At 61.8% G+C, this 24,156-nt stretch carries 19 protein-coding genes and 1 pseudogene; 14 read left to right on the top strand and 6 right to left on the bottom strand.

The annotated features are described in order from the left end of the window. Positions 1 to 365 precede the first annotated feature (365 nt). A pseudogene (locus tag OKW28_RS16110) lies at positions 366 to 609 on the bottom strand (LysR family transcriptional regulator); the annotation flags it as partial. A gap of 216 nt (positions 610 to 825) precedes the next feature. On the opposite strand from OKW28_RS16110, the gene OKW28_RS16115 reads away from it, so the two are divergent. Then, positions 826 to 1,407 (top strand): TetR/AcrR family transcriptional regulator, encoded by a 582-nt coding sequence (locus OKW28_RS16115; protein ID WP_429447215.1) that lies wholly within the window; start codon positions 826 to 828, stop codon positions 1,405 to 1,407. Between the two features lie 469 nt (positions 1,408 to 1,876). On the opposite strand, the gene OKW28_RS16120 is transcribed toward OKW28_RS16115, so the two are convergent. Both OKW28_RS16120 and OKW28_RS16125 read right to left on the bottom strand, forming a co-directional pair. Then, positions 1,877 to 2,107, bottom strand: a complete 231-nt coding sequence (locus tag OKW28_RS16120; protein WP_429447217.1) for a hypothetical protein — start codon at positions 2,105 to 2,107, stop codon at positions 1,877 to 1,879. 58 nt (positions 2,108 to 2,165) lie between these two features. Continuing rightward, positions 2,166 to 2,522 (bottom strand): hypothetical protein, encoded by a 357-nt coding sequence (locus OKW28_RS16125; RefSeq protein ID WP_429447219.1) that lies wholly within the window; start codon positions 2,520 to 2,522, stop codon positions 2,166 to 2,168. Between the two features lie 459 nt (positions 2,523 to 2,981). Here OKW28_RS16125 and OKW28_RS16130 point away from each other — a divergent pair, with 459 nt between their 5' ends. After that, positions 2,982 to 3,164: a hypothetical protein gene (locus tag OKW28_RS16130; protein WP_184006903.1), complete on the top strand. Its 183-nt coding sequence runs from the start codon at positions 2,982 to 2,984 to the stop codon at positions 3,162 to 3,164. 111 nt (positions 3,165 to 3,275) lie between these two features. Here the strand turns inward: OKW28_RS16130 and OKW28_RS16135 are convergent, their stop codons facing one another. Then, positions 3,276 to 3,617, bottom strand: a complete 342-nt coding sequence (locus tag OKW28_RS16135) for a hypothetical protein (protein WP_429447221.1) — start codon at positions 3,615 to 3,617, stop codon at positions 3,276 to 3,278. 206 nt (positions 3,618 to 3,823) lie between these two features. Here OKW28_RS16135 and OKW28_RS16140 point away from each other — a divergent pair, with 206 nt between their 5' ends. Further along, positions 3,824 to 4,879, top strand: coding sequence for an AI-2E family transporter (locus OKW28_RS16140; RefSeq protein ID WP_429447223.1), 1,056 nt, complete (start codon positions 3,824 to 3,826; stop codon positions 4,877 to 4,879). A 118-nt stretch (positions 4,880 to 4,997) separates the two neighbouring features. On the opposite strand, the gene OKW28_RS16145 is transcribed toward OKW28_RS16140, so the two are convergent. Then, the gene (locus OKW28_RS16145) at positions 4,998 to 5,753 is read right to left on the bottom strand and encodes a TetR/AcrR family transcriptional regulator (protein ID WP_429447225.1); all 756 of its coding nucleotides are present in this window, start codon (positions 5,751 to 5,753) and stop codon (positions 4,998 to 5,000) included. A 512-nt stretch (positions 5,754 to 6,265) separates the two neighbouring features. Here OKW28_RS16145 and OKW28_RS16150 point away from each other — a divergent pair. From OKW28_RS16150 to OKW28_RS16175, 6 genes are all read left to right on the top strand, one after another. Continuing rightward, entirely contained in the window at positions 6,266 to 7,354 is a 1,089-nt protein-coding gene (locus tag OKW28_RS16150; RefSeq protein ID WP_429447227.1) for an efflux RND transporter periplasmic adaptor subunit, read from the top strand. Then, on the top strand, positions 7,351 to 10,524 hold the full coding sequence (locus OKW28_RS16155; RefSeq protein ID WP_429447229.1) for an efflux RND transporter permease subunit: 3,174 nt from the start codon (positions 7,351 to 7,353) through the stop codon (positions 10,522 to 10,524). The genes OKW28_RS16150 and OKW28_RS16155 overlap by 4 nt, the downstream gene beginning before the upstream one ends. Before the next feature lie 2 nt (positions 10,525 to 10,526). Beyond that, positions 10,527 to 11,990, top strand: coding sequence for an efflux transporter outer membrane subunit (locus tag OKW28_RS16160; RefSeq protein WP_429448722.1), 1,464 nt, complete (start codon positions 10,527 to 10,529; stop codon positions 11,988 to 11,990). Positions 11,991 to 12,172: 182 nt separating this feature from the next. Continuing rightward, on the top strand, positions 12,173 to 13,513 hold the full coding sequence (locus OKW28_RS16165) for a paraquat-inducible protein A (protein ID WP_429447231.1): 1,341 nt from the start codon (positions 12,173 to 12,175) through the stop codon (positions 13,511 to 13,513). 67 nt (positions 13,514 to 13,580) lie between these two features. Continuing rightward, positions 13,581 to 15,176 (top strand): intermembrane transport protein PqiB, encoded by a 1,596-nt coding sequence (locus OKW28_RS16170; RefSeq protein ID WP_429447233.1) that lies wholly within the window; start codon positions 13,581 to 13,583, stop codon positions 15,174 to 15,176. After that, positions 15,173 to 15,862: a PqiC family protein gene (locus OKW28_RS16175; protein WP_429447235.1), complete on the top strand. Its 690-nt coding sequence runs from the start codon at positions 15,173 to 15,175 to the stop codon at positions 15,860 to 15,862. The genes OKW28_RS16170 and OKW28_RS16175 overlap by 4 nt, the downstream gene beginning before the upstream one ends. 454 nt (positions 15,863 to 16,316) lie before the next feature. Here the strand turns inward: OKW28_RS16175 and OKW28_RS16180 are convergent, their stop codons facing one another. Next, complete coding sequence (locus tag OKW28_RS16180) at positions 16,317 to 17,060, bottom strand: TetR/AcrR family transcriptional regulator (RefSeq protein WP_429448724.1); 744 nt, start codon at positions 17,058 to 17,060, stop codon at positions 16,317 to 16,319. A gap of 142 nt (positions 17,061 to 17,202) precedes the next feature. On the opposite strand from OKW28_RS16180, the gene OKW28_RS16185 reads away from it, so the two are divergent. The 5 genes from OKW28_RS16185 (at position 17,203) to OKW28_RS16205 (ending at position 24,081) form a co-directional block, all read left to right on the top strand. Continuing rightward, entirely contained in the window at positions 17,203 to 18,549 is a 1,347-nt protein-coding gene (locus OKW28_RS16185) for an FAD-dependent monooxygenase (RefSeq protein WP_429447237.1), read from the top strand. A gap of 57 nt (positions 18,550 to 18,606) precedes the next feature. Beyond that, on the top strand, positions 18,607 to 19,677 hold the full coding sequence (locus tag OKW28_RS16190; RefSeq protein ID WP_429447239.1) for a VOC family protein: 1,071 nt from the start codon (positions 18,607 to 18,609) through the stop codon (positions 19,675 to 19,677). 35 nt (positions 19,678 to 19,712) lie between these two features. After that, the gene (locus OKW28_RS16195) at positions 19,713 to 20,669 is read left to right on the top strand and encodes a fumarylacetoacetate hydrolase family protein (RefSeq protein WP_429447242.1); all 957 of its coding nucleotides are present in this window, start codon (positions 19,713 to 19,715) and stop codon (positions 20,667 to 20,669) included. Continuing rightward, a complete protein-coding gene (locus OKW28_RS16200) occupies positions 20,666 to 22,642 on the top strand; it encodes an acyl-CoA synthetase (protein WP_429447244.1) in 1,977 nt (658 codons plus the stop codon). Before OKW28_RS16195 ends, OKW28_RS16200 begins: the two co-directional genes overlap by 4 nt. A 746-nt stretch (positions 22,643 to 23,388) precedes the next feature. Beyond that, positions 23,389 to 24,081, top strand: coding sequence for an OmpW/AlkL family protein (locus OKW28_RS16205; protein WP_429448726.1), 693 nt, complete (start codon positions 23,389 to 23,391; stop codon positions 24,079 to 24,081). Positions 24,082 to 24,156: the final 75 nt, after the last annotated feature.

Consider the following 24,156-nt stretch of genomic DNA (forward strand, 5'->3'; position numbering starts at 1 on the left):
CTATCCGTGATGTCCGTTACCCAGCATTGAAGGACAGCGCACGACGCCACATAGTGTTCGGATACTGCGACGTCCCCTACGGATTCGGGGACAGCGTTTCTCTAGAAGCGCTCATGGCGTTCCATCGCTGCCTCCGGGCTGCGGTTCGATTTGCAGGCAGCCCGGCATCGTCCGTTTCATCGCGTCGGCAGCCCCCGCACGCGACACGCAGTCCATGCGCGATGTCCGCGACCTGTGCGCGCGCCTGCACGCGTCATCCCGTGCAGCATTGCCAGGATCGCAGCGATGCGTGCCGCCGTTGCGCGGACGCCTGCCGCGCGTTATGACGGAACGCGCGTCCACAGGCGACCCGCGAAACGCAGCGTTCAGCGCCGCGGCTTTGAGCCCTTCCAGCTCGACTTGCGCGCGAACTCCACGAGCGAATGCAGATAGTCGAGCGACGCGTCCGCCTCGCGCGTGCCGAGAAAAATCTGCCTGGCGATGCCGGTCTTGCCTAGCTTCACGCTGACCACCGGCATACGGTCCGCGTATTCCTCGGCGAGCCAGCGCGGCGACGCCGCGATCGCTCGCGACCATCTGCAGCATGATGTCGGTGGTTTCGATGGCGCGCCACAACAGGTAGGGCTCGCCGCGCAACGTCACAAATAATTCGTCAAGGTGCCACGTGGTGCCGGGCTTGTGACGCGCCGCTCTCACACGGCGCGCGAAGCACCCACCGAACTTGTCGCACAAGCGACGGATCGTCTCGTAACTGACGATAACCCCGCGCTCGAACAACAGTTCTTCGATATCACGCAGGCAACTGATGACCGCTGCCGGAAAGCGATGGCCGTGGTAAAGCGATTCGGCGAATTGGGGCTCGAGCAGGCGTCGATGTCCGAGATTGCGGCGCGGGCAGGCGTGTCAAAGGCCACGCTCTACAACTACTTCGAGTCGAAAGAGGAGATGTTCGCCGAGTTCATGGGCGCCGCCGCGCAACAAGGAGTAGGAGCTGCATTCGAGCGACTGAAGACCACCGTGCCGGTTCGCGACGCACTGTTGAGCTTCGGCAAGCACTGTCCGGTTGTGGTCCTGACACCGCAACTGCTCGCGGTGCGCCGTCTCGCGCATCTTGAGGGTGGCCGGTCGAAGGTCGGCGCTCTGTTCTATGAGCGCGGGCCGAAGCCCGGCTGGGGAGTGGTGACCGACTTGCGGCAGCAATTGATTGACGCCGGGAAGCTGCGCAGCTGTAACGCAGCCATCGCGACAGCGCATTTGCGTGGGCTGTACGAGGCGGAGTTGCTGGAACTCCGCCTGCTGGGCGTGCCGGCGGATACCAGTGCGCGCAATATCGCCAAGGTCGTTCAAAGAACGGCCGACATGTTCCTGGCCGCATATGGGCCAACGGACGGGACTGACGCCGCATAGGCTGGCGCCTGGACGCTCGCGGACCGTGGGAGACGGCAAGCGAAGCACCACCGTGTCGCTAGGTGGACGGTTCACCCTACACAGCGTCGGCGAAATCCGCCGTTTGCAACGCCTGACATGGGTATCAACCTGTTGCGGAGCCAATCGTCACGATGAATGAGCCAGTGGACGGCTACTCCGGATCATGCCCGGATGGCGGGGCACGCCGATGGCGGTCCATGCGATCGCCGAAACCCGCAGGCAGCCGACGAAGATGCAGCGCCTCATCAAATTGCTGACGAAGCGTTGAGGGCAGTCCATTGTTCACCCATCCAGGGTCTCGCGGCCAGCGATTTGCCGACGTCATGAACGAATCGCCGCAAACGCCGTCGTGCATCACATGCGCCTACTGCGATGAACAGAATCCGGGTAGCCGCGACAATCGCCGGTCTCTCAGGTATGGCTGCGCGGGTTGCGCAGCCATACGGGGTTATTTCGAAAGCTGGGTCGGCACTTGCGTCGACGCTTGTGTCGGAAGTTGCGGAATCTGCGGAAGCTGTGGAGGTTGCGGAAGCTGCGACCCACCCTGTGAAAGCTGCTTCGTGGACGGTTGCCCGGCGGACGCTGTCTGCTGCGACGGCAATTGCTGCGGCAGATTGTTTTGCGCAAGAACGGATGTGCTGGTAAGGAAGGCGAACAGTACGAGGAAGATCTTTTTCATTTCAATTCTCTACAGTTGGTTGTATTGATCTTGATGCGATTAGCAGCCGCGGGCCGTATCAACGCGCGGCCAAGGTTGCCTTGTAACGCCAGGACGCTGTTGCGGTACTAAAGTCGACGGGTTTATCCGACGCTACGTTGTCTGACGGGAGGGAAGCCGACGAACTAGTCACCCCGCCGTAGTTGTTGAACGCCTGTCGTTGGGCTTCCACGCGGGCTAACACTGCCTGAAAGTCCATTGCATGTTGCGTATCGGCGCTTGCGCGTTCGTGGTAGCCGACCGTTTGACGCTGAACCGCTTGAGAAGCCGCTTGCTCATACGCTTGGGGACCATTGCTGTTAGCGAATGCGGCGGTCGAGAAGGACAAGATCGACGCGACAACAGGGACGGGGATGAAGGTCTTCGACTTTGGCATGATCAGACTCCATATCGAGCGTCGGATGGAGACGCGGTGTTTGGGGAACAACGGTCTGGCGAGGCCTTGAGTGCTGTTTGCCAGTTCGTTGAGTGCCAGTTTAGTCACTTACTATCTACTTACAAGCATCCCCAGGGCAACGGATAGTTGTCGTCGCTGCAAGGTTGTAGCGCGACTGCGCTGAAGCGGTTGCGCGCTTCTTTAGTGTGTCCGGAGGCAAGGGCGGTGCGGACCGTCTGAATGACACGCAGCACATTTGCTTCGACGCTATCCAGCCGGGGGTTACGCAAGCGGGATCAGCCGTCGAGCATGCTTGCTGTTCTTATGTCAGCGATTCGCGATTCACGCAAACCGTGCATTGAAGATCTCGCAACTCATAATTGCGCGCGTCGAATTGCGGCGCGCTTTGCTTATACTGCGTCCACATGAAACAGGCTTCGTTTTTACGCAGGAATACTTATGGCACACCAACTTACGTTCCACGCCGGTTCATCGAACACGGACGTCATTCACGACATCGTTCAGCACGCGTTGCGCAGCGCTGCTACGGCCTCCACCACGAATGGAGCTATCGATGTGCTGGGTCAGGCGCTACTCGAGGTCGAGCGCCTCGCCGCGCACCCGAGCGTCCTGACGCACTGAGCCCGCTGCGCGTCTGCGAACTGGCCGGGAGTCGGACCGGCAGCGCAGCGCACGGCGTACCGGCGATGGCGGATGCAGCGCGGCTCGATTTTTAGAATCAATATTGACCAATCACGCGAATGTGATAATATTATCAAATACTGGCCCGTCCGCGAAGTTGCTGTAGGCGAGTCGCCGCAATGCCAGCGCACGCTGAATCAACCGTGGAGATGTCACCCATGACTGCTCAACCAGACCTGAACGATTCGCTGCATCGGTGGCAGGAATGACGCGCCGACCGCGCATCTTTTTCGCCTTGCTGTGCTCGTTCCCGCTTGCTGCGACGGTCTGCGGTTGTTCCACGACCGTGATGCCCACGCCGCGCGTCATCGCGATTGTCGTTCCCGCGATGCCAGCACCGGCAATAATGTCGCCGCCCGATCCGATGGCGCGTCCATTGTGGATCGAAGTCACCGGGCAACCCGGCGGCCAATCGCAGACAGGCACCAGCAAACCGGCGACGCCGCAAGACCCGTCGCGCCAGCAGGGTGATGACAGGCGTACCCACAGCGCGGCTAGCGGCGCGACGCCGATCTGACGGATGCGCCGCGCGGCGACTTCCGCCGATGCTTCGGCCCAACGACGAAAGCCACTCGATCACTCGCCCAGTGGGGGCGCTTATGACTGTATACCATCGTCAATCTCTGTTTTGGGGCGCCGTTGCGTTAGCGGCCGGCGTGTTGCTGTGGAACCTGCGTGCCGTTCTCACGCCGTTTCTGCTCGGTGCGCTCGTCGCATACATTTTGCAGCCGGGCGTGGAGTGGCTGGTACGCCATCGCATTCCGCGCGGCCTTGCGGCGCTGGTGATGATGTCCTTGTTTGCTCTGTCCGTCGCACTCGTCATGCTGCTCATGTGCGTAGTGGTCCAGAAGGAAGGGCCGGAACTCATCAGGCAAATTCCATTTATCGTCGCAAAACTCGATGGATGGCTGAAGCCGCGTCTGGCTTTTCTGGGACTGGATTATTCGCTCGATGTGACGAATATCCGCGAGGTGCTGGCGGCCCGTCTCAAAGCGGACGGGCAGGGCGCGATGCTTGCCGTATGGCAGTACCTGCGCACCAGCGGCAACGTGATGATCAATGTCGTGAGCAATGCGGTGCTGATGCCACTCGTCCTGTTCTATCTGCTCTACGACAGGCACGAGGCGTTCGAGCGCATGGCGAGCTTCGTGCCGCGGCGCTGGCTCGGCAAGACACGGGAATTCGTCGGAGAGATCGATTGCATGATGTCGCAGTACCTGCGCGGGCAACTGCTGGTGATTGCAGTGCTCGCGGTGTTCTACCCGACTGTGCTGACGATTGCAGGGTTGGATCTGGCGGTGCCCGTCGGCCTGTTTAGCGCGCTTGCCGTATTCGTTCCCTACATCGGCTTTGCGACCGGCCTCGCGTTCGCGCTGCTGGCGGCGCTGCTGCAATTCGGTGACTGGTATGGCCTCGCCGTGGTGGTCGCGGTGTATGGCGTCGGCCAGATTCTTGAAAGCTTTGTGCTGACGCCGAGACTGGTTGGCGAGCGCATCGGCCTTCATCCGCTCGCGGTCATCTTTGCGTTGCTGGCGTTTGGGCGGCTGTTCGGATTCTTCGGCGTGCTGCTCGCGTTGCCGGTCAGCGCCATCCTCGCATCGGCATTGCGGGAACTGCGCCACCGCTATCTCGCGAGTGCGCTTTACCAGGGCTGACCGGCATCGCGATCGCCCGATTCGACGTCCGGGCACCTGCCCCGCCTACCCACCAACCCGACACCGCACCGGGCGGCCGCACCTGCGATGGCGCGGAAACGCCGCGCTAGTTGCACTGTCACGGCAAGGTCGGAGCATCGGGAACGGTGGGCAGTGGACGTCGCGCGATCCGCTCGGCCTCTACACGTGTGAGACCGAACGCCTGCAACACAATGGCGGCGGTTCGCTGGGCAAACTTCTCCTCCTTCGAGCGAAGCACCTTTCGCGCACGAACGGTCCGCTTCGACGAGATGGCCAGTTGCATTTCGGCGGCAATTCCCGCGAGCACCGTCCCAATCACGGTGATAACGGACATGAGCCGGTCCGCGATCACAAAGCGCCTTTCTGAAATGCCCTTCTCGCTATCGCGCAGCAGGCGCAGGCCGAGACCCCTGCTGAGCAGGCGCGGCGACAAACCTTCGCGAATGAGAAGTTGCCCCCAAACTGGCTCGCGGTAGGCCCGCAGGAGCGTGTGACGGACTGAGACGGCGATCACTTCCGCTGGATCGGACAACCCCGCGGCGAGGCGATCGAGCGTATCCGCAAATTCCTCGAACAGCCATTCGATGAGCGCCGTGAAGATGCCTTCCTTGGATTCGAAGTGGTTATAGAAGGAGCCGAACCCGACGTCGGCTGCCTCGGTGATTTCGTTAATGGTGACGGAGCTCAAACCCTTGGCCGCCACCAGTTTCAGCGCAGCGTCGAGCAGGCGCGCGCGCGTCTCGCGTTTGCGACGGGCACCGCGCGGATAGCTTCGATTGATCGCGTCGTGGGACGCACTTGGCGCCTTGAGAGAGCGTCCGCGGCTCGCGCGCGGTTGGGGGGCTTGTGGCATGTCGGCTCCGTAGTCGTGGTTATTCGATATCCGGATTCTAGATATATATGTCATAGTTGACAATATACTCAGTATTGGGTCTAATGTCACCCGCGTCGCCGACAACCGGACGTACGAAGGACCCGACGATGCCGACGGAGCGAAAAAAATCCGTTAGCGGTCGATCCCGAGTCCTCGGCCGGAACTGACAGACCAGATAGACCAGCAGATCACCGGGCGGTAGGCATGAACGGGCGCTGCCCCACGTACTGGTTGCGTGGAGGCACATCGAGCTGGCAAGTACCGACATGCACGTCGATAAGCAGGACTAACGTATCAACGAAGCTTGTTTTATGCGTCCGCGCTGATAGCGAACCGTGCTTGCTGGCACTCGGGTTTGCACGGCATCAGGAAACTTTCTTACCAGGGTTATCACCCGTCTTGTGAACATCGTGAAACATTCCGGCCCTATCGCGCAGGCGCCTGCGCGTCGCTTCTTACCTTCCCTCGTTCAATCTCCGCAGTGTGCACGCATGGTGCTTGCGGCTTGCTGCGCGGTCATGCTCGCGGCATGCCACCAGCGCGAAGCCGCCGCTCCAGAGCCGAAGCCCGTGGTCGCCCTGGCCGTCCACGCTGACGGGCGCACGGCAAGTGCGTCGCTGCCGGCTCAGGTGCAGGCGCGCTACTCCACGGCGCTTTCGTTCAGAGTGGGCGGCAAGATCATCGAACGGCGCGTTCGCCTCGGCGACGCCGTCAAGGCGGGACAGGTTGTTGCGCTGCTCGACCCGACCGACCTGCGCAGTAACCTGGCTAACGCGCGAGCGCAGCTCGATGCCGCCGAACACCGGTTCGTCTACGCGAAGCAGCAGCTCGATCGCGATCAGGCGCAGGCGCAGGCAAACCTGATTGCACCGGCGCAGCTCGAACAGACGCAGGACGCGTACGCATCCGCTGTTGCGCAGCGCGACTCGGCGCGCGCACAGATGGCGCTCGCCTCGGACAATCTTCGCTATGCGACGCTGACTGCGGATCACGACGGCGTGATTACCTCGGAGGACGCCGACACGGGCCAGAACGTTCAGGCAACCCAATCCATCTATCACCTCGACTGGACGGGCGACGTAGACATCGTCTGCGACGCGCCCGAGCGCACGCTGAGCTCGCTGACAGTCGGCAGCATGGCGCGCGTAACGCTGCCGGCGCTACCCGGCAAGACCTTCGAGGCCCGCGTGCGCGAGGTGTCGCCTAGCGCGGATCCGCAAAGCCGTACTTGGCGCGTCAAGCTCAGCCTGAACGCGCCCGGCCCTGAAGTGCGCCTCGGCATGACGGCCACCGTTGCGTTCGATGCCGTCGGTGACGCGTCGGACGCACAGCCGTTCACCGTGCCGGTGACGGCGCTCTTTCATCAGGGCGAGAAGCCTGCTGTGTGGGTGGTGCGTACCGGCACCGACACACTCGAACTGCGTCCTGTGACGGTGCAACGATACGACGAGCGCACGGTCTCGATCGCATCGGGCCTCCGCGACGGCGACCGCGTCATGGTGCAGGGCGTACACGCCGTGAGCGCAGGCCAGCATGTGCAGGTGGTGGCGCCCTTGCATCCGGAGGATTTCCCGTCATGAATTCACGCGACGATGAATCCGTGCGCGAGAGCGCGCCTGTCCCGTCTTCCGGGGCAGACAAATCTGGCGAAGGCGGCTTCAATCTTTCCGCCTGGGCGTTGCGTCATCAGCAGCTCGTGATCTTTCTGATCGGGCTCGCCACGCTTTTCGGCGTAATCGGCTATACGAAACTCGCGCAGTCGGAGGATCCGCCGTTCACCTTCCGCACGATGGTGATCAAGACCTACTGGCCTGGTGCGACTGCGCGCGAGGTGCAGGAACAGATCACGGACCGGATCGGCCGCCAGCTACAGGCCGCGCCGAACATCGACAACATCAAGAGCTACTCGCGGCCTGGCGAGTCGATGATCTTCTTCGCCATGAAGGACTCCGCGCCCGTCAAGGAAGTGCCGGATACCTGGTATCAGGTGCGCAAGAAGGTCGGCGACATTGCCGCGACGCTGCCGAAGGGAACCGTCGGCCCGTTTTTCAACGACGAATTCGGTGACGTCTACACCAACATCTATGCGCTTGAAGGCGACGGCTTTTCGCCGGCGCAACTGCACGACTACGCTGACAGGCTGCGCACAGTCCTGCTGCGCATACCCGGTGTGGCGAAGGTCGACTATTTTGGCGACCCCGATCAGCACATCTTCGTCGAGATACCGAATGCGCAGCTCACGCGGCTTTCGATCACGCCGCAACAGCTCGCGCAGGCGATCGACGCACAGAATGCCGTGGCGCCCGTCGGCACCATCACGACCGCGGACGACCGCGTGTTCGTGCGGCCGAGCGGCGCGCTCAAGGATGTGCAGGCGCTCTCCGACATGCTGATCACCATCAACAAGCGCACGTTCCGGCTGGGCGACATCGCGAAGGTCACACGCGGTTATGACGACCCGCCGGCGACCCAGATGCGCGTCGGCGGCCAGGCGGTGCTCGGCATCGGCGTGACGATGCAAAAGGGCGGCGACGTGATCGACCTCGGCAAGGCGCTCGACGCAAAAGCCGCCGAACTGCAGGCAACGCTGCCGGCGGGTCTGAAACTCGCGCCGGTTTCGAGCATGCCGCACGCGGTCAAGCACTCGGTGGACGAGTTCGTGAAATCGGTTGGCGAAGCGGTGGCGATCGTGCTGGTCGTGAGCCTCGTCTCGCTCGGCCTGCGCACCGGCATGGTCGTCGTGATCACGATTCCGATCGTGCTGGCGGTGACGGCGCTTTGCATGCACATGTTCAATATCGGGCTCGATAAGGTCTCGCTCGGTACGCTCGTGCTCGCGCTAGGCCTGCTCGTCGACGACGCGATCATCGCCGTCGAAATGATGGCGGTGAAGCTGGAGCAGGGCTGGAGCCGGGCGCGCTCGGCAGCGTTCGCGTATACCAGCACGGCATTCCCGATGCTGACAGGCACGCTCGTCACCGTATGCGGCTTCCTGCCGATTGCCCTCGCCAAATCGAGCACGGGCGAATACACGCGTTCGATCTTCGAAGTGTCGGCCATCGCGCTGATCGTTTCGTGGTTCGCGGCCGTCGTGCTGGTGCCGTTGCTGGGTTATTACCTGCTGCCGGAACGCAAGCCTGAACCCGGCGGTGCACACCATGATCCGCATGAAATCGGCAACACCGGCTTCTACCGGCACCTGTCGGGATGGGTTGCGTGGTGCGTCGAGCGTCGATGGGTCGTGCTCGGCGTCACCGTCGTGCTTTTCGCGATTTCCATGCTGGCCTTCACGCGCGTGCCGCAGCAGTTCTTCCCGAACTCGGAACGGCCGGAACTGCTGGTCGACCTGCGGCTGCCGGAAGGCGCCTCGTTCGAAGCGACGCTGCGTGAAGCGAAGCGCCTGGAAAAGGTACTCGACGGCAAAGCCGAAATCGACCACTTCGTCGACTTCGTCGGCACCGGCGCGCCGCGTTTCTACCTGACGCTCGACCAGCAGCTTCAACAGCCGAATTTCGCGCAGTTCGTGATTACGGCTAAAAGCGTGGAAAACCGCGAGGAACTGATGCGTTGGCTGGACGGCAAGCTCGAGAAGGATTTCTCCGGCGTGCGAGCGCGCGTCTCCCGGCTCGAGAATGGTCCGCCGGTCGGCTTCCCGATCAAATTCCGGGTGAGCGGCGACGATATCGCGACCGTCCGATCGATTGCGCAGACGGTGGCGGACAAGACCCGCGCCGATCCCCGCACGCGCAACGTCCAGTTCGACTGGGACGAGCCGGCGGAGCGCTCGATCTCGTTCGAGATCGATCAGAACCGTGCGCGCCAGCTTGGTGTCACGTCGGAAGACGTGTCGAACTTCCTCGCGATGACGCTATCGGGCTACACGGTGACGCAGTACCGCGAGCGCGACAAGCTGATCAACGTCGATCTGCGTGCGCCCAGGAGCGAACGTGTCAATCCGGCGCAGCTCACGAGCCTCGCGATTCCGACGCCGAACGGCCCGGTGCCGCTCGGTTCGCTCGGACACGTGCGCAATACGCTCGAGTACGGCGTCATCTGGCAACGTGACCGCCAGCCGACCATCACGGTGCAGGCGGACGTGCGCGGCGACGCGCAGGGCATCGACGTGACCCACGACATCGAACGTGCGCTCGCGGCGGAAACCGCCAGGCTGCCGGTCGGCTATCGCATTCAGGTGGGCGGCGCGGTCGAAGAAAGCGTGAAGGGCCAGACGTCGATCAATGCCGAAATGCCGTTGATGATCATCGCCGTGCTGCTGTTGCTGATGATCCAGCTCAAGAACTTCGCGCGGACCTTCATTGTCGTGCTGACGGCACCGCTCGGTCTGATTGGCGTCGTGGCCGCGCTGCTGCTGTTCGGCAAGCCCTTTGGTTTCGTCGCGTTGCTGGGCGTGATTGCCATGTTCGGCATCATCATGCGCAACTCCGTGATTCTGGTCGACCAGATCGATCAGGATATCGCGGCAGGGCAGCCGCGCTTCGACGCGATTATCGGCGCAACGATAAGGCGTTTCAGGCCGATCATGCTGACGGCCGCTGCCGCCGTCCTCGCGCTGATTCCGCTGCTGCGCTCGGGCTTCTTCGGTCCGATGGCGACCGCACTGATGGGCGGTATCACGATTGCGACGGTACTGACCGTGTTCTTCCTGCCCGCGCTGTACGCGGCGTGCTTCAGGGTCCGGCACGACGAGCGCGGAACGCAACCGGTCGTCGCCGAGCAGATGGAGGTTTGATGATGAGCTTCGCCTACAAGACATCCGTGATGGCCGTGGCTGTGGCCATCGCACTGACGGCCTGCACGTTCGGCCCGAACGGCGCACCCCCGGCGATGCCTTCGCCTGCGCACTACGGTGCCGGGGCACAGCCGGCGAAGACCGTCGCAGCGGGCGGCGTGGCGCAGCAGTTCGATATCGGCGCAGTGGGCGTTCCGCAATGGTGGCAGCTTTACCGGTCGGACGCGCTGAATGCACTGGTCGAGGAAGGCTTGCGCAACAGCCCCACGCTCGGGGCTGCGCAGCGGACGCTGGCGGCCGCGCAGCAGGAACTGCGCGCCCAGGTCGGCGCATCGACGCTGCCTTCAATCGATGCTGCCGCACAGGTCGATCGCGGGCGTTCACCGCTTGTGCCCGGCATCGGCCCCAGCGAGGTTAGCTATAACTTTTTTGCCGGACAGGTTCTCGCGTCCTACACCTTTGACCTGTTCGGTGCGACGCGTTCGGCGAATGCGGCCAGCGCCGCTCGCGTAGACGTGCAGGCGTATCAACTGGAGGCGGCGCGGCGCGCGCTGGCGGCAAACATCGTCGGTACGACGATCAGCGTGGCGGCACTCGATCGCCAGATCGCGCTCACCGAACGGCTCGTCGCCGTGGCCAGGACGGTCGCGAACGAGGACCAGCAGCGGTACGCACTCGGGTCAGTTTCCCGTGCGCAGGCGCTCGCATCGACGCAGGATGCGGCTTCGGCTGCGGCGAGTCTTCCTGCGTTACGCCAGCAGCGCGCCACAGCCCTCCATGCGCTCGCGGTGCTGATGGGCCGCACGCCGGACAACGCCCCGGCCGTTCCCGACCTCGACAGCCTGACGTTGCCCGAACACGTGCCCGTCGTGGTGCCGTCGGACCTGCTGCGTTCGCGCCCCGACATTCAGGCAGCCGACGCCGCCGTGAAGGCCGCCGCCGCCGACGTCGGCGCGGCGACCGCGCAGCTCTTTCCGAGCCTGTCGCTGACGGCCTCGATGGGCCGCGGCGGCTTTAGCTGGCCGGCGGTGCTCTCAGGCGCGGGCGGGCTGTGGGCCATTGGTGCAAGCCTGTCGCAACCGATCTTCCATGGCGGGGCGCTGTTCGCGCACCGCAAGGCCTCGATCGATGCTTACGATGCGGCGGTGCTGAACTACAAGTCCACCGTACTGTCGGCGTTCCAGAATGTCGCGGATTCGCTTGCCGCGCTGGATAACGACGCACAGACACTCGCGTCGACTGAAGCAGCGGCACAGGCAGCGGAGGCGGGATTCGACGATACCGCGTCGCGCCGCCGCATGGGTTCGCTGCCGTCAACGGCGGAGCATGCCAGCGAGCAGCGCTTTCTCAGCGCACAGATCGGCGCCGTGCGCGCGGCAAGCCAGCGCATGAACGATACCGTCGCACTGTTCCAGTCGATGGGCGAACTGCCGCCGGGCCAGCCGCAAACAGCGTCGGCGCAATGATCGCGTGTCGATGAAGACGGAAAGAGCGACCTGCCGATCAGGCCGCTCTTCCTCGACTGCACCAGCGGGTATCGGAGCAGTCGTTTCATATCCGAAATAAGAATGCGCCCACGTGCAGGAAGGTCAAGACGGACTTCACGTGCATCGAACGCGCCAGAACTTCAGGTTGTCCGGTTCCCTGTATGGACTATAAGAAACTGATCGCCTGTCACGAGTGCGATCTGCTGTTTCGCAAGCCTTTGCTGCGGGGCGGGCAGACTGCGAGCTGCTCGCGCTGCCGTGCGAGCCTGGAAGGAACGCAGGCATCGAGCGTGCCCCTCGACCGGATTGGTGCGCTCACCGTTGCAGCTTTGATCACATTCTGTATTGCGCAGGCTTTCCCGGTCATACAACTGCAGACCAACGGTATGACGTCGGAGGCGACGCTATTCGGCGCGGTGCAGTCGTTGTGGACGGGGCACATGCGCATCGTCGCAACGATGGTCTTATGTTCGGCGATCCTGTTTCCGCTGATCGAACTCCTCGCCCTTCTCTATGTGCTCGTTCCGCTGCGCCTTGGCAAGGTAGTACGTCATTTCAATCGAATGCTTCGCGTCGTGCAGCTCATCCGTCCATGGGGCATGATCGAAGTGTTCATGCTCGGCGTGGTCATCACGATCGTGAAAATGGTCAGCATGGCGCAGGTGATCCCTGGGCCAGGACTGTTTGCATTCGGTGCACTCACGTTGATGTTGGCGTTTCTCGCCACTTTCGACCCGCGCGTGCTCTGGTCGACGCGGGACGAAATAAAGTTTCGACAACCCGCTGAGATCCGCTGGACCAGAGTGACGCGCAGGTGCGCCCCGCGAGCCCCGACGTTCTTCGGCCTGAAGCCCGCGCCGACGGCGCATATGACGGCGCGCAGCGCCGGGCTCATAGCCTGTCATACCTGTGGACTGGTGCAGAAGCACATCGCGGCGTCGTCAGAGCAGCGCTGCTCGCGGTGCGAATCGGTGCTGCACACGCGCCATCCCGATAGCGTGACGCGCACGTCGAGTCTGGTTCTTGCCGCCGCGCTCGCCTACATACCCGCGAATCTGTTGCCGATCATGCACGCGTCATCCCTCGGCCACTCGGAGGAGGACACGATCCTCGGCGGCGTGGCGTACTTCTGGACTTCAGGCGACTGGCCACTCGCCGTCGTCGTGTTCGTAGCCAGCGTCGTGGTGCCGATGCTCAAACTCGCGATTCTCACGCTGCAGATCGTAGCGGCCCGTCGCAGTCCGGACTGGCAGCCGCTCGAACGCGCTAGGCTGCATCGGCTCGTCGAGTGCGTGGGCCGGTGGTCGATGCTCGATGTCTTCGTTGTCGCACTGACGGTCGCGCTGGTGCATTTCGGTTCGTTCGCGGTTGTCACTGCCGGTCCGGGCGCGCTGGCTTTCGGCGCGGTGGTGATTCTCACCATGCTCGCGTCGCATCAATTCGATCCGCGGCTGATCTGGGACAACGTCCGCTGCGGGCCAGCGCGTGGTTCACGGCGATGAACGAATACCGTTCTAGCGGCGTCCGCACTCCTAAATAACCTCATATTTGCGAACTACTCTCCGAGCGATGCATCTTCCCACGCCACCCAGACCTGACATCAAGCCGCGGAAACGCTGGATTCCCTCCCTCATCTGGTTAGTGCCGCTCATCTGTGCGCTGATCGGTGTGGCGCTGGTAGTCAAATCCGTCACCGACAAGGGACCGACAGTGACGGTCACGTTCAGCAACGCTGAGGGCATGGAGGCGGGCAAAACGAAGGTCAAATACAAGGACGTGGAGATCGGTTCGGTACAGGCGGTCGCGCTGTCAAAGGACCTGCAGCACGTCATCGTCACGATCGAGCTGACCAAACAGGCAGAAAAATTCGCAAGCCGCGGCACGCGCTTCTGGGTGGTTCGCCCGCGCGTGGGCGCTAACGGCATCTCGGGCCTCGGTACGCTGCTCTCCGGCGCGTATATCGGTGTCGACGTCGGGCAGTCTTCGGAAAGGCAAACCGCATTTGTCGGCCTCGAAAGTCCGCCGATCGTCACGTCCGGGCAGCCGGGGCATCAATATACGCTGAGGGGCGACTCCTTGGGCTCCGTCGATATCGGCGCGCCGATCTTCTACCGTCGCATCCAGGTGGGCCAGGTGGTCGGCTTCTCGCTCGATCCGACCGGCGCGGGAGTGGTTGTCAATGTTTTCGTCAATGCCCCGTTTGACCGGTATGTCGGCACCAATACACGGTGGTGGCACGCAAGCGGTGTTGACCTCCGTCTCGATTCGAATGGATTGAAGCTCAATACACAATCTCTGGCGACCGTGGTCGTCGGAGGCCTGGCGTTCCAGTCGCCGCCGGGTCAGGACGCCGGACAACCGGCCGCTGACAAGGCGGCGTTCCGACTCGCATCGGACGAGTCGGACGCGATGCGCGAGCCCGACGGCGCGCCGCTCAATGTCGTGATGCGGTTCAACCAGTCGCTGCGCGGCCTGTCTGTCGGCGCTCCCGTCGACCTTCGAGGCATCGCGCTGGGGCAGGTGACGGACATCGGTATCGAATATAACGAAAAGGAGAAGAGTTTCAGCATGAAGGTATCGCTGGCGCTGTATCCCGACCGGCTCAGCCGGCGCTCCAACGAAGCGCTACCGGCTCCCAACTCGCAGGGTGGTCATGAGTTGCTGGAAAACCTCGTCATGGAGGGAATGCGCGGTCAGTTGCGAACCGGCAACCTGCTGACAGGCCAGCTATTCGTGGCGCTCGACATGTTTCCGAAAGCGCCTCGGGCGACCGTCGATGTTCATCGCAATCCTATTGAACTGCCGACTGTGCCTAACACCCTTGACGAACTTCAGGTGCAGATTGCCGATATTGCGAGGAAGCTGAATCAGGTGCCGTTCGACAAGATCGGAGCCAACCTTAACGGCGCACTTGAAAACGCCAACAAGCTGTTCGGGCACATGGACACAGAGGTCGTTCCGCAAGCCCGCGACACACTGGCGGCCGCGCAGAAAACCTTCAGTACCGCCGAAACGACGCTCCGGCAGACCGCGCCCCTGCAATCGGACATCCAGGATGCGATGCAGGAATTGACACGCACCCTGCAATCCCTCAATGCGCTCGCCGATTATCTGGAACGTCATCCCCAGGCGCTCCTGTTCGGCAAGAAAGGAGACCAACGGTGAAACTGATCCAATCCCGCGCGCGGCGCGCGATCGCCCGTATCGCGACCGTCATGGGTCTGGCCGCGCTGTGCGCCTGTGCTTCCCCGCCGGCTCGCTTCTATACCCTCGGCACTGACAGCGAACCGACGCGTGCAAATGTTACGGTCAGTCCGGCCTTCTGGATCGACATGCGCATGGTGAAGGTGCCTGTTTCAGTGGCAAGGAGCCAGCTCGTCGTACAGGTCGATGCGGCGCGCGTCAGGATTCTGGAAGACGAGCGCTGGGCATCGCCGCTTGCAGACGAGATCCGCAATGCGCTGCTCGCGGCCGCGACTCGACAGGCGGGCGGCCCCGACACATACCGGGCTGGTCACGCTGAGGACGCTCGCACGTATCAGGTCTCCGTCGACGTGCAGCGTTTTGAATCGTGGCCGGGCTCACACGCGCTGCTTGACGTCACCTGGAGTGTACGCAAGTCGAACGACTCACGAACATTGACCTGCCGCAGCATAGTCAGCCAGCCCGTATCGGCCGGTTACGATGCACTCGTCAACGGCCATCGAGTCGCAGTGAGAAGGATAGGCGCTCAAATTGGCGAAGTCGTCCGGGAATTTTCGGCGTTGCCTACCGTGTCCGCCGTTGCACCGGCGCGCATCCCTGCGAGTACGAGAAGTTCGGCGTTGTTATGCCCGGCTCTAGCAGGCTGAACCGATACAGGAATTGGTGCATCACGCACCGGGAGGGAAATGGAACGAAACCGCCACCGCAACTATGTGGGAACATTCAAGATCGTCGGGACCGATGCTTGCAACAGCAGCGGGAACGACGATTCCTGCTTGCGCAAGGAGGTCGATGACCTGTGCATCGCGCTCTTGATCGCTGGCGCGAACGCCGCGAGATCACGCCACTCATGTACCTGCTCCATGCGTGGCCGTTTTTGACGTCGGCGCCTCATCCGGTCAGAGCTGTGTCGCGAGCGCTCCACGCCGTTTCGAGGTTCCACAGCGAAGCTCTCGACGACAAGGAGCCCGAGCTGATTGCTAGCGTCGAGGCTTTAGCAGGTGATTGAGTTTAATCGCTAGCGGCCCGACCGGGCTTCTCCGCCGGGCCGCACCCGGCTGACTTCAGGCCGATCAGACCGATGGCGCCGGACCTCTTGATTCAATCGGCGTCGACAGTCTCCTCCACGACCGGCAGCGGACGCGCTGCAATCTTCTCCGCCTCCGCGCGCTTGAGCCCGAGTGTCTGCAGCAGCATTGCTGCAGTACGCTCAGGGAAGCGCTCCCCGCTAAAGCCAAGCTCCTTGAGTACGCTTGCCGCGGGCGCGCCCGGTGCGACGAAGTTCAGCTCGGCGGCGATTGCACAGAGGACCGTACCGGCTACCGCAAGAAATCCGATGAACGGGTCGGCGACCACAAAGCGCTTCGCGGCAATGCCATTCACAATGTCGCGCAGCAGCCGCTGGCCCAGTCCGCGGCTCATCGCATGCGTCGGAATAAACCCTTCACGTATCAGGAAACGTCCCCACACGGGGTCTTGCTGCGCACGCAGGACCGTATGACGCACGGCGACAGCGATCACTTCGGCCGGGTCGGAAAGGCCAGCGGCGAGGCGATCCATCATGTTAGCGAAATCCTCGAACACCTCGTCGACAAGCGTCGCGTAAATCGCCTCCTTCGATTCAAAGTGGTTGTAGAACGAGCCAAAGCCGACATCAGCGGCTTCGGTGATTTCATTGATCGCCACGCCCTCCATGCCTTTTTCGGCCATCAGCCTGAGGGCGGCGTCGAGCAGACGGGCACGCGTCTCGCGCTTGCGACGCGCACCGCGCGGCTCGCGTTGTTCGGGAACGGCAACCGGGGCGACTGGCGCCGCACGGGTAGGACGCTTTGTAGTGTTCGGCATGATGGATCCAAGCTTGGTTATGCCTAAGTATAGATCGTAATGTCTATGTTGACAAAACACTCATGAATGACTTTAATGTCATTAAAGGCGACCCGAAGGCCGGCCTTACATACAAGTACAACAGACAACATCTGGAGTGACTGTGGAGACAGCAGCAAAGGACGGCGCCGCGCCGTGGAGCCGGCATGGACAGGTTCGTCCGCCGATTGGCGCATTACCGTCGGTGGTTGACGTCTTACTGGTGGGTTGCGGACCTGTCGGTGCAACGATTGCCAATCTACTGGCGCACTACGGCGTGCATGTATTGATTGTCGACAAGTCGCCCGAGGTTTCCATCGCGCGCCGGGCAATCGGGCTGGATAGCGACGCGCTGCGCATCCTTCAGCTTGCGGGCATTGGCGATCACGATTTCGAGACCAGCACCATTCCATATGTGCGGATGAGGTCGCCCATGCTGGGGCAGGTCGGCCAAATCAGTTCGGCGAGCCGCCTGGATGGCTATCCGAAGCCCGTCACGTTGTACCAGCACGAACTCGAGCGGTGCCTGCGCGGGAATGAGCGCTGGAAGTTCATGCTGCGGCCGGACGAGCGCCACGAGAACATGAAAGCCGAGGTCCGCATACGCGAGATGGTCGCTCCATCGGGCAACCCGGAAGACACGATGATCGAGCGCAAGGCGGTGTATCGCTTCCGAACGCGAACCCTTAATGCATCCAGCCGGGGGCGTGTGTTCTTCGCGGGCGACGCCGCGCACATTAGTCCTCCATCCGTCGGCCGAGGGTTGGCCGCGGGACTGCGAGATGCCGCCAACCTGTGCTGGAAGCTTGCATGCGTAGTGCAGGGGCGAGCGGATTCACGCATTCTCGACACTTACGGCGAGGAGAGGCGGCCTCACGGGAAGGCGATAACAAAGCTCGCAAGGTTCATGAGAAAGCTCGTCACGCCGCGCAATGGCGGCAATGCCTTGTGGGCTCATGGGCTGATGCAATTGTCGCCACCGGTGCTCCCGCTGCGTGCGCAGCCCGACGAATCGCAGATCCAGCCGAAAAAAACAACTAGAAGAGGTGTGGTTGTCAAAGGCCGCTCGCCGACGAAGCTTGTGCGCGGCGCAGTCATTGGGCAGGGGCGGGTACGTGGTTTGGATGGCAAGGCGCGTCCGAGCGACGAGGTGTTCGGGCAGGGCCTGGCGCTGATTGGATTTGGCACAGATGCCCGAGCCTCGCTTGATTCTTCTGAGGCAGCAGCCTTCGCGCGTGCCGGCGGAAGCACTGTGCAGATCGCACACCGTGGAGAGCGGCCGCATCTCGCTCGGCATGACAGCTGGGAGGACCTCGACGGTGTGTTCCTTCCGCGTCTCGTACCGGTTGGTTGGGCCGCCGTGGTGCGGCCCGACAAGACCGTCGTTCACGATGGCCCGGCGACCGATGCGTCGCGGCTCGTGCGCGAGAGTCTTTCCTTGCCAGGTCAGCACTGCTGGGTCATGCAGTGATCGCGAAGCCGCATGCCATCTCGAAACCCCATTCACACCGTGTGATCTCTTATCGCCATGAACCTGACCACTGTACAACCAGCCCGTCACTCCGATCCTACGACGAAAGCGTCGGCATTGGCCTATCTGATATTCGACCGGCCAGATCTCGAGAAGGCCGAGCAATTTCTCAGTGACTTCGGGCTCCGAACGGTATCGCGCGGTGAAGCGCTCCTGCTGCTGCGGGGAACGGGCGCTTCACACTTCTGCTATGTCGTCCGGAAGGCCTCGAAATCCCGGTTCGTTGGTTTTGGGCTACAGGTCGACAACAGGGCCGAGCTTGATGCACTTGCAAAACTGCCGGGCGCCTCGGACGTCGAACGCTCGCCCCTGCCCGGCGGCGGCTATACGGTACGGCTGACCGATCCTTCGGGCTTTCGCGTCGACGCGATATGGGGCCAGCTGCCAGCTTCGACGTTGTCTCATCGGCCGCCCTTGCCGTTCAACTCCGTGGATGCGGCGGTCAGGATCAACGGGACGCAGCGACCACCCGAAGGCGCGCCGGAAATTATCCGGCTCGGACACGTCGTGCTCGAACTCGTTGACTATCAGGAAACCTGCGCGTGGTATACGCGGCATTTCGGCTTCATCCCCAGCGATGTGCAGGTGCTTCCCGATGGTTCGCCCGCCGTCGCGTTCATGCGGCTCGATCTCGGCGACAAGCCAGCCGATCACCATACGCTCGCGCTTGCACAAGGCTTCGTGCCCACCTATAGCCATAGCGCGTACGAAGTCGTTGACGCCGACGCGGTTGGCATGGGCCAACGCATTCTGCGCGACAAAGGTTGGACGCACGCGTGGGGGATCGGCCGACATATCCTGGGCAGCCAGGTGTTCGACTACTGGCAGGATCCGTGGGGCGACAAGCACGAGCACTATTGCGACGGCGACCTCTTTACGGCGGACGCGCCGACGGGTGTCCATGCGGTGAGCCGCGAGGCGATGGCCCAATGGGGACCGACGATGCCACGCAGCTTCACGAAGCCCAGGTTCACACCCGCGAGCGTCGTGGCACTTTTCAGAAACCTGCGCCGCAGCCCCGACCTGACGTTGAGCAAGCTGCGCACGTTGGCGAAGCTTTTCGCCTGAACCACCCTACTTTCATAGAATCCGGAGATCGATAAATGGCACTTCACGTTCTGCATTACCTTCATGATGGCCGCGCCCAGTGGGGCGTAGTCGCTAATGGCGCCATCACGCCGATTCATGGCGAATTCAAGTCGACCGCCGAGTTTATTGAAGCCAATCCCGTCGAACGGCTGGCGGTACTGGACGGTTCTCCGATTCCCGAATCGGATGTGCAATGGCTGTCACCCGTGACCGCCAACCAGCAGTTTATCTGTCAGGGCGCGAATTATCGCCAGCATATGATCGACTCCGGCATGGACCCGGATGTGAAGAAATTCAACATGATCTTCACGAAGGCGACGAGCTGCATCGTTCCTGCCGACTCGCCCCTCGTAAAGCCCAGGGAGGTGCAGTTGCTCGACTACGAGATCGAACTCGGTCTTGTGCTCAAACGCGACGTCACTTCCCGCGAAACGGTCACCGACGAGAACCTGCATGACTACATTGCTGGCGCCGTGATCGTCAACGACTACTCCGCGCGCGATATCCAGATTCCGCAGATGCAGTTCTACAAGGGCAAGAGCTACCGCACGTTTGGCCCTGTCGGCCCTTACCTTTGCCTCCTTGAGAAACATGATATTCCGAAGTTGAAGGAGCTCGTGCTGACACTGACGGTCAATGGATCCGTCCGCCAGAATGACACGACTGCGGGTCTCGTCTATGGACCGGCAGAGACCTTGTCGGAGCTTTCCGGCGTGCATGATCTGCGCATCGGTGACCTGCTCGCGACGGGCACGCCATCTGGCTGTGCACTGAGCATTCCATCGCCCGAAAAGCAACGCGCCGCGGCGCAGCTGCCTGAAGCGGAAAAATGGCGTCTTTTCCTGAAGATGCAGGCGGACAGGCCGCAGTACCTGAAGGTGGGGGACGTCGTGGAGGCGCATATCGTCAGCCACGATCGCTCGATCAATCTGGGCGTGCAGCATAACGTCGTTGTGGAAGAGGCAGCATGAACGGCATCGCAAACGTAGACGAAGTCCTTGCCATCGAAACGCAAGGGCTGCCGGCGGATCTCCCGTCGAGCACCTACGAGATGATCTGCCGGGGCGCGGCGATTAATCCATCGGCACCGGCACTTTCGTTCTTTGCAACGGCCGACGACTATCGGAACGCCGAGTGCTGGACGTATAGTGAACTCGTCCGAGATATCACGCGCACCGCGAACATGTTCTCGCGCCTCGGAGTACAACGCGACTCAGTCGTCGCATATGTTTTGCCCAACCTCCCTGAAACGCACTTCGTGATCTGGGGTGGGGAGGCCGCCGGAATTGTCTGCGCGATCAATCCATTGCTTGAGCAGGAAGCCATCGGCCAACTCCTCAACGCTGCAGGCGCCAGCGTGCTGGTAACGCTGGCGCCGTTTCCCGGAACTGATCTTTGGCAAAAGGTACAAGCGGTGCTGCACAAGGTTTCTTCGCTGAAGGATCTGGTGCTCGTGAATCCGGCCGAACGTGTGACGGGTTCAAAACAGTCCGCGACGCGGATGCTGCAGCGTAACGAGTGCTCAAGGCTGCACGGCGAGGGCGGCGTGCGGGGCGCGGTTCCTGCGCATATCGAGATCCACGACTTCGGCGTTGCCATCGCGCAGGAGTCGGGAACGGCACTTCAAGGCGCGCGGCACTTTGGCGCCGACGACGTGTCGTCGTACTTCTGCACGGGCGGGACGACCGGTCTGCCGAAAATTGCGATGCGCCGCCACGGCAATGAGGTGGCTAATGCCTGGAGCACGGGTCAATTCTTCGGCGACAGCGTCGGGCCAGGCAAGACGCTTTTCTGCGGACTGCCACTCTTCCACGTGAATGCCGTCATGGCAACGGGTCTCCTGCCTTTTTCCAAAGGCGCCCAGGTCGTGCTCGGCACGCCACAAGGCTATCGCGGCGATGGCGTCGTCAAACGTTTCTGGGAAATCGTCGAGCATCACCGCATCAATTTCTTCAGCGGTGTCCCGACGCTTTATGCGGCGTTACTCGATATTCCTGTCGGCGAGCACGATGTGAGTTCGCTGGAGTACGGACTGTGCGGTGCGGCTCCCATGCCGGTCGAAGTTTTCCGGACCTTTCAGGAAAGGACGCGCATCCGGATTCTCGAGGGCTATGGCCTGACCGAGGGGACCTGCGTGAGCAGCGTCAATCCGCCGCTGGGGGAGCGCAGGCTGGGCTCAATCGGGCTCCGCATTCCGGGCCAGGCGATGAAAGCCGTCATCGTCGACGCTGACGGGCGATATGTACGGGATTGCGAGATCGATGAGGTCGGCCTGCTGACTATTTCCGGCTCGAACATTTTCCTCGGGTATATCGTGCCCGAGCAGAACAAGGGGCTCTGGCTGGATCTCGGCGATGGCAGGTGCTGGCTCAATACCGGCGACCTCGGTCGATGCGATGTCGATGGTTATTTCTGGCTTACTGGTCGCAAAAAGGAAGTGATCATTCGTGGCGGTCACAACATCGATCCGGCAGCGATCGAGGAACCGCTCTATCGGCATCCCGCCGTCAAGATCGCGGCGGCGGTCGGTCGTCCCGATGCACACGCCGGGGAGTTGCCGATTGCCTATGTCCAGCTCAAACCGGGTGCAACCGCGACTGAGGACGACCTCGCCGAGTTCGTGCGACTCGAGATAGGCGAACGCGCGGCACTGCCTAAACGGATCAGAATCCTGGATGCGATGCCGTTGACAGGCGTGGGCAAGATTTTCAAGCCGGCGCTGAAACAGCGCGAAACGGTAGACGCGTTACAGTCGGCGCTCGTGGAGGCTGGCGTCGAGGGAGCAACCGTTAGGATTGTTGAAGATGCTTCGCGCGGGCTTTCGCTTCACGTCGAACTTCTCGACGCCGCGCCCGAAGCATTGGCGACTTCCATTCTCGGGCGCTTTCCGTTCGCATTTTCGCTTTCGATTGTCGCGAGGCCATCACGGACGGAGCAATGTTGATGTCACGGCGGCGATGGGGACGCCAAGCCGGCCAAGGTGACAGGAGCCTGGCATCAGCGGGGGCGTTCAGTCACGCGCACGCGGCTCGATGCGGCGTTTCAAACGCCGGTGTCATGAGTTAAACGCTCGCGTCGATTTAGAGGAAAGAGGATGAATACTGCTTCAGAAAGGTCCTTGCGTTCGCTTGTTGAAAAATGGCTCGGGCCAATATCGGCGACTACGGTTCGGATTACCCGATTCGGTCGTGCGGGCACAAACCAGAGACCCTATGTGCGTATCGAGCTGGTGCTGCCGACAGGGCCGGTTGGACTATTTTTCTACCGGCACCGCGACGGTGCGTGGTGCGTATTCCCGCCCGAGACTGAACGTTTGGCGATGCGCGCTTACTAGCGTGCGGGGCGATGGAGGCATGCTGTACCAGCAATTATTCCAAAGGCAGAGAACGAATAATTGGACGGTTTAAAGTCTCGACACCAGGAGGTACGAAGAATAGAAAGCATGGTAAGGATAACGCGAAAGCGTATTTCCACATAACGTGTACGAGGCAGTAGTGGTGTTCTAAACATTCGTGCCTGTTTCATGTCATTTAGTAAAACTACCTAATCAGACATAACCGGCGGACCTGATAAGCGGTCGAAGCCTATGAGGAACGACGCAACGCCCCCAGACGGAGCTCCGCATCGGTTCCACAGGAAGCACCACGGGTTCAAAAAATGCCCGGGCAACGAGACAGGAGAAGACACGTGATGAACTACAGACGAATGATCCGCTCTGCCAGTATGGCGGCTTGCCTCTGCTCGGCTGCGCTTACCGACAATGCAAACGCCCAGTCGGCGGGAAGCATTACGCTGTCGACAGGATGGCTTCACATTGCGCCACAGGGCGACGCAACGCCACTCACCGTGGAGAGTATTGGCGGCGAAACGGTGAATCGCCAATTAGCCGGTACCGGGGCGCATGCGACGTCAACGGATACGGTGGGAATTAACACCGAGTACTACGTCACGGACAACATTGGCGTCGCTATGCTTCTGGGACTGCCATTGACAGTAAATCTGGTTGGCGACGGGACGCTAGCGAAGTATGGCAACCTCGGCTCGACGAGGCCGATGCCGCCCGCCATCGAACTTCGATACCACCTCTTTTCGGCCGGCTCGAAATTCCGTCCATTCATCGGTTTGGGCGTGAACTACACATGGTTCACCCAGGTTCGGACAACCAATAGCCAGTTTGTCACTGATAGCGTTGGTCCCGGTGGTTCGGCACACGCAACACTCAGTTCATCGTGGAATCCGGTATTCGAGATCGGGGCAAGTTACGCGATTACAAAACACTGGGCTGTCGGAACCTCCGTCAACTACATGCCGGTGAAGACGATGCTTACGTTAGATGGTCAGACCGCGACTGGAACGCAGATCGTTTCCAAATCGACGCTCTGACTCAATCCCCTTAGCGTCTTCGTGAACGTCGCCTATACGTTTTAGCGCGTACGACTCGCTAATGCACCGATCGAG

This window comes from Paraburkholderia sp. 40, assembly GCF_050434105.1.
GTDB lineage: Bacteria > Pseudomonadota > Gammaproteobacteria > Burkholderiales > Burkholderiaceae > Paraburkholderia > Paraburkholderia tuberum.

Coding starts and splice junctions, on each gene's coding strand:
- OKW28_RS16115 (WP_429447215.1), top strand. CDS start 826: ATGGCCGTGGTAAAGCGATTCGGCGAATTGGGGCTCGAGCAGGCGTCG.
- OKW28_RS16120 (WP_429447217.1), bottom strand. CDS start 2,107: ATGAAAAAGATCTTCCTCGTACTGTTCGCCTTCCTTACCAGCACATCC.
- OKW28_RS16125 (WP_429447219.1), bottom strand. CDS start 2,522: ATGCCAAAGTCGAAGACCTTCATCCCCGTCCCTGTTGTCGCGTCGATC.
- OKW28_RS16130 (WP_184006903.1), top strand. CDS start 2,982: ATGGCACACCAACTTACGTTCCACGCCGGTTCATCGAACACGGACGTC.
- OKW28_RS16140 (WP_429447223.1), top strand. CDS start 3,824: ATGACTGTATACCATCGTCAATCTCTGTTTTGGGGCGCCGTTGCGTTA.
- OKW28_RS16145 (WP_429447225.1), bottom strand. CDS start 5,753: ATGCCACAAGCCCCCCAACCGCGCGCGAGCCGCGGACGCTCTCTCAAG.
- OKW28_RS16150 (WP_429447227.1), top strand. CDS start 6,266: ATGGTGCTTGCGGCTTGCTGCGCGGTCATGCTCGCGGCATGCCACCAG.
- OKW28_RS16155 (WP_429447229.1), top strand. CDS start 7,351: ATGAATTCACGCGACGATGAATCCGTGCGCGAGAGCGCGCCTGTCCCG.
- OKW28_RS16160 (WP_429448722.1), top strand. CDS start 10,527: ATGAGCTTCGCCTACAAGACATCCGTGATGGCCGTGGCTGTGGCCATC.
- OKW28_RS16165 (WP_429447231.1), top strand. CDS start 12,173: ATGGACTATAAGAAACTGATCGCCTGTCACGAGTGCGATCTGCTGTTT.
- OKW28_RS16170 (WP_429447233.1), top strand. CDS start 13,581: ATGCATCTTCCCACGCCACCCAGACCTGACATCAAGCCGCGGAAACGC.
- OKW28_RS16180 (WP_429448724.1), bottom strand. CDS start 17,060: ATGCCGAACACTACAAAGCGTCCTACCCGTGCGGCGCCAGTCGCCCCG.
- OKW28_RS16190 (WP_429447239.1), top strand. CDS start 18,607: ATGAACCTGACCACTGTACAACCAGCCCGTCACTCCGATCCTACGACG.
- OKW28_RS16195 (WP_429447242.1), top strand. CDS start 19,713: ATGGCACTTCACGTTCTGCATTACCTTCATGATGGCCGCGCCCAGTGG.
- OKW28_RS16200 (WP_429447244.1), top strand. CDS start 20,666: ATGAACGGCATCGCAAACGTAGACGAAGTCCTTGCCATCGAAACGCAA.
- OKW28_RS16205 (WP_429448726.1), top strand. CDS start 23,389: ATGAACTACAGACGAATGATCCGCTCTGCCAGTATGGCGGCTTGCCTC.